This is a genomic window from Chloroflexus sp., assembly GCF_034432675.1.
In the GTDB taxonomy this organism is placed as follows: Bacteria; Chloroflexota; Chloroflexia; order Chloroflexales; family Chloroflexaceae; genus Chloroflexus.
Genome location: NZ_DAOUBI010000090.1, coordinates 1 through 5548, shown reverse-complemented (window position 1 = coordinate 5548; position 5548 = coordinate 1). Strand labels below are relative to the sequence as shown.

The window sequence follows — 5548 nt, the reverse complement described above, 5'->3', positions numbered from 1 at the left end:
CGCGCCAGCCGTGCTTGCGATCACGTGGAGGTCGCAGCGGGTACCCCACAGCTCCGCGCCCAGTGGGATCACGTTTCAGGGTCGATACCGTTGCCGACCACCATTACCCGTGGCGCGATATTTGGCGTGCGGCAGCCATGCTGCCGCGCCAGCCGTGCTTGCGATCACGTGGAGGTCGCAGCGGGTACCCCACAGCTCCGCGCCCAGTGGGATCACGTGTCAGGGTCGCTACCGTTGCCGACCACCATTACCTGTGGCGCACGGTTTGGCGTGCGGCAGCCATGCTGCCGCGCCAGCCGTGCGTGCGATCCTGCGCGTGGCATACCGTTCCCCATCCTGGTCACGGGGGTGCTGAAAACGTACCTCTACCACCCATTCAACTGGGCTGCGGCCTGCACTGCCGGCGTTAAAGCGTCAACCAGACCCTGAACAGAACCGGTTGTACCACTCAGCAGCAGGTTGGGGAACAGGCCCAGAACAACCATTGCCGCCGCTAACACACCTAGCGTCAGCAGTTCACGGCGCTGCAAATCCGGCAGATCGAGATGAGCGGTATTGCGGACTTCACCCATAAAGCCCATGTGGAACACCCGCAGCGCGTAAACCGCAGCCAGAATGATCCCGATTGCGGCCCCGATGGCAAACGGCCATCCCAACAGGGGCGAGGTAAAGATGCCCTGAAGCATCGTGAACTCACCGACAAACCCGCTCAGACCGGGCAGACCGGCCATCGCCAGCAGGGTCAGTAATGTCAAACCGGCGTAGACAGGGGTCACCTGCCACAAACCGCCAAGGGTGCTGAAATCGCGGCTATCGCGGCGTTCCTCAATCACAGCCACAATCAGCAAGAGCGCAGCCATCATGATACCGTGGGCCACCATCTGGAACAACGCTCCGTTGATACCGATGGTATTCAGTGCCATAACACCGAGGGCTACAAAGTTCATGTGGCTGATCGAGGCATACGCGATCATTCGCTGCATGTCGCGCTGCATGAAGGCGATCAGTGCGCCGTAAATGATCCCGATCACGGCCAGTACAGCGACAACCGGAGCTACCCAGGACATTACTTCGGGGAACAGGGTGGCATTGAAGCGGATTAAACCGTAGACGCCGAATTTTGCCATCAAACCGGCCAGAATAATTGCAACCGGCGTCGGGGCCACGCTGTAAGCGTCAGGTAGCCAGGTGTGGAATGGCCAGAGCGCCAGTTTGATCGCAAATGCCATAAAGAATGCACCGAACAGCAAACGGGCAACCAGTGGGTCAAGCGTGAAGAGACCGGCCCGCAGATCGGCCACAATCTGGTTCAGCGCGAACGTACCGGTGTAACCCGGCTCAACCGCTGCTATCGCGTTACGATGCAGAATGTGCAGGCCGATAATCGCCAGCAGCATCAGCAGTGAACCGCTGAAGGTGTAAAGGAACAGCTTCAAAGCCGCTGCGGCTCGACCGTGACCACCCCACATTCCAACCAGAAAGACCATCGGGATGAGGGCCAGCTCGTAGAAGACGTAGAAGAGCAGCATGTCCTGGGCAAGAAACACACCCAGAAACGCAGTCTCGGCCAGGAGCAATAATGCCAAAAGCAAGCGCAGGCTGCGCGTTTGTCGTTGCCAGGTCGCTGCAATCGCGAATGGCGCCAGAAATGCAGTCAAACCGACCAGCCACAAATTGATCCCATCAACGCCAATGAAATAGCTGGCGCCAAATGCCGGTAACCATGCGATTGAGTCGACGAATTGCAGTGGTGGGCCAACGACGACACCGGAGGCCGGGCCGTATGGGCCGGTATAGAAGAGACCAATAACAATTCCCGCAACAACGAATGTCGCCAGAGCTGCACTCATCGCTGTCCAGCGATAAAGCGCAGGGCGACCAACCGGCTGCAACAGGATGATAAGAGCGCCAAACGCCGGTAACCAGAGCAACAGTGACAGGATGGGTAGGCCGAGCAGGTTCATGACGCCAGACCTTCTTTCTTTTACATAAACAAAGTAAACCTACGCTGCGACCAAAGTACGATGTCGCAAGTCAACAGCTAACGCAGCTTCGTTACCTCTTATGACAGCTTCTTATGACAGCTTCGTCGAGGGAGGGAATTGTGTTGTGTGTAGAACAGTGTTGTCAATCCGGTACTGCTATCGAGGTACCAGGCTCTTTGTTCTACCACTGTGACATGAGGCTACACCAAGGCAGTCTCTCCCTTTTGTGATAAATATCACGTTTGCATTCTGCCTGTAGTGTTATACTCCAATTCTGCTTTCTTGTCAACTACCTTTTTTTCGGTTTTGCACGGTTCTCTGAGAGAGAAATGGTGTCAAAACGTAATTTAAAGGGTCAGAACGGTTCATTAAATTGTGACCGTTGTCACAAAAATCTTGCGAAAGATTAATGTCTTTGCGAGATATACGCCGCTGTCGCTGTAGAATGACTATACCGGCTATCGGTGCATCTGCTCACGTTCGTGTAATCATCACGATTCGGCGCAGTTGCTTATGTGTCCTGCGTCACGGCTGTGCTTCTGCACATCTCACCGTCTCCCGTTATAATACACCTGACCTGGTATGGCATGTATGCTACAATGATGTGGGATGCCTATGAAATCTACACTACGCTTAATTGACACCCATCTCCATCTCGCATCGGAACAATTCAACGAGGATCGCAGTGCGGTCATCTTGCGGGCCATCGATGCCGGGGTCGCGGCGATGATCGAAATTGGCTACGATCTGGCATCCAGTCACGCGGCAGTCGCGCTGGCGAATGCGCATCCGGCGGTCTTTGCGGTTGTTGGGATTCAGCCCAATCATCTGCACGATCTGCCAGGCGATTGGATTGACCAGATACGCAGGCTGGCTGCCCATCCAAAGGTGGTCGCGATTGGTGAGATTGGTCTCGACTACTACTGGATGAAATCGCCACCGAGCGAGCAGGATGCGGCGTTTCGCGCCCAACTGGCACTGGCCGGTGAGTTGGGCTTGCCGGTTGTGATCCACTCGCGGGATGCGATGGCCGAGACGATTGCCGTGTTGCGCGATGCCGATCGTGGGTCGGGGATCATGCATTCATTCTCAGGCGATTGGACTGCTGCACAGGAGTGTTTGGAATTGGGCTTTTATCTCTCGCTGTCAGGCCCGCTGACGTTTCCCAAATCTGTTGCATTACACGAAGTAGCTCGTCTGGCACCAGCGGATCGGCTGTTGATCGAGACCGACAGCCCCTACCTCAGTCCTCATCCACACCGTGGGCAGCGCAATGAACCGAGTCGACTGGTGTATATCGGGCAGAAACTGGCCGAACTGCGTGGGCAGACGCTGGACGATCTGGCACCACAGCTCTGGCAGAATACGTTACACGCATTTCCCCGTCTGTCCACTGCTTTAGGATAGCAAGTATGAACCGTTCTTCGTTGTCAGTTTCAACCGGTTCGCTGAACATCTGGTGGATGCTACCGGGTCTTGGGCTGATTGGGCTTTTAACCGGTGCGGTTATTCGTAGCCTGGCTATCTCCAGCTGGGCCGCAGGTCTATCGATTTTGCCCGCGGTCGGCACGATGGCGTTCGTGGTTAGCCTGGTGTTGGTAAACTGGCAACGTCTTCATCGCTGGGCGGCCCACACGGTCTCGTTCCTGTTGGCGTGGGTCTGGATTGTGCAACAGGTTGGCCCCCTGCTCGATGGGCGACTGACCAGTTGGCGCGATCAGGCTGCCGAGCTGGTCATTCGGATTATTGGCTGGGCCCGCGTACTCGCCAGTGGTGGTCGTGGCGAAGATATTGTGCTGTTTGTTGTTGCACTTGCCTTTCTTTCGTGGTGGCTGGTCTACGCAACGGTATGGGCAGTCTTTCGCCAACGCCGTCCCTGGCTGCCTGTGATCGCGAACGGTACGGTATTTCTGGTTAACTATACCTATGTCCTGCCTAAACCGGATACAGAAGCATTGGTGTTGATTGCCAGTGCTTTGTTGCTGCTGGTGTATCACCACGTGATGCAGCGTCGGGCTGCCTGGGAAGCTCAACAGATCAATTATCCAGACCTGTTGCCCCTCCGCGCAATGTGGGCAGCAACGGTTGTGGGGGTAGTGCTCATCCTGCTAACGGCTTTTCTTCCCTCAACCATCACCAGCGAACGTGCAGCGCAGACCTGGGAGACGCTACGCATCCCGTTTCGCATGGCTCGTGCCGCGTGGGAAGATGCCTTTAGCACCATTAATGCCCCACCCGGTGCCGGGAGCATCTCGTTTACTGCTCGAACGGCGCCGCTCGGTGGGGCACGATCACCAGGTCTCGATCTGGTGATGACGGTGCACTCATCACGCCTTGAATACTGGCGAGCCGTTGCGTTTGATCGCTACGACGGTTCGGGCTGGGTTAATACGACGGGGGAATTGGCTCGTTCGGCCCTGGGTGTCGCTACTGCCGAACAGGCGCGGACGCCACTGGCTGCCGGTGAAACGTTGCCGGTGACAGATCGGCGAGCGCGGCGATTGATTACCCAAACGATCACGCTGGCGCAAGAGCGGAATGATGATCTGCTGTCTTTTGGCGGGACACCGTTACAATTCAGCTTGCCGGCTCAGGTTGAGCACCTGGTTGGCCGTGACGAGAATGGCGGTATCACGCCGATTTACGATGATGTGTCACTGGTCACCTCGCTGACGCCACTCAGTGCAGCAACAACATATATGGTGACCGCATTGGTTTCCGTTGCTGATGTGCAGAGTCTGCGGAATGCCGGTACCGATTACCCGCAGTGGGTTCGGGAACGCTACCTGCAATTACCGCCTAACTTGCCGGCGCGCGTGCGGGCTGAAGCAGCGCGGGTGATTGCCGCAGCTAATGCCGAAACGCCCTACGATCAGGCGATTGCGATTCAGGATTACCTGCGCCGTCTAACCTACAGCGAGGACATCCCTCCTCCACCCAGTAATGTTGATCTGGTCGACTGGTTCCTCTTCGAGCAGCGAGCCGGCTATTGCGACTACTTTGCCTCGGCGATGGTGGTGATGCTGCGTTCGGTTGGGGTTCCGGCGCGGTGGGTGCGTGGCTACGCCAGTGGTGATTATGACCCTGAACAGGGTATCTACCTGGTACACGAGAACGTTGCACATAGCTGGCCCGAAGTCTACTTCCCCGGTATTGGCTGGGAACGGTTTGAACCAACAGCGGCGAGTTATACCTCGCTTCCAGAGCGGCCTTTGCAATCGGCATTCGGCGAGGAAGAAGAGGGGGTTGCCGGTAGCTTCGGCGGCACCGTGCCCGATCCAGGTCGCTTTGAGGAGCTTGAGGACGATCTCACTGCCGGCGGTGCGAGTAGTAGTGCTGCCAGCTCGACAGCAGCGAACAATCCCTCTGCGGCTGGCAGTAGCCTACTGACCGGCTGGTTCTCGGTGGTACTGGTTATACTGATGGGGATTGGCCTGACTGGACTTAGTGTCCAGTTGTGGCTTGTGCGCGAATTGCGCGGTCTCCGCCTGTCTGCTGCGGCCTATGCAGAGATGGGCTGGCTGGCCAATATTGCCGGTCTGCCTCAACACCCCGCAGAGACG

General features: G+C 57.0%; 3 protein-coding genes. 2 read left to right on the top strand and 1 reads right to left on the bottom strand.

The features are described from left to right. Positions 1-365: 365 nt before the first annotated feature. Complete coding sequence (locus tag VAE55_RS06945) at positions 366-1964, bottom strand: NADH-quinone oxidoreductase subunit M (protein WP_322815068.1); 1599 nt, start codon at positions 1962-1964, stop codon at positions 366-368. 636 nt (positions 1965-2600) lie between these two features. On the opposite strand from VAE55_RS06945, the gene VAE55_RS06940 reads away from it, so the two are divergent. Beyond that, complete coding sequence (locus VAE55_RS06940) at positions 2601-3392, top strand: TatD family hydrolase (protein ID WP_322815067.1); 792 nt, start codon at positions 2601-2603, stop codon at positions 3390-3392. A gap of 5 nt (positions 3393-3397) precedes the next feature. Continuing rightward, the coding region (locus VAE55_RS06935; protein WP_322815066.1) for a transglutaminase-like domain-containing protein at positions 3398-5548 on the top strand (2151 nt) is incomplete at its 3' end.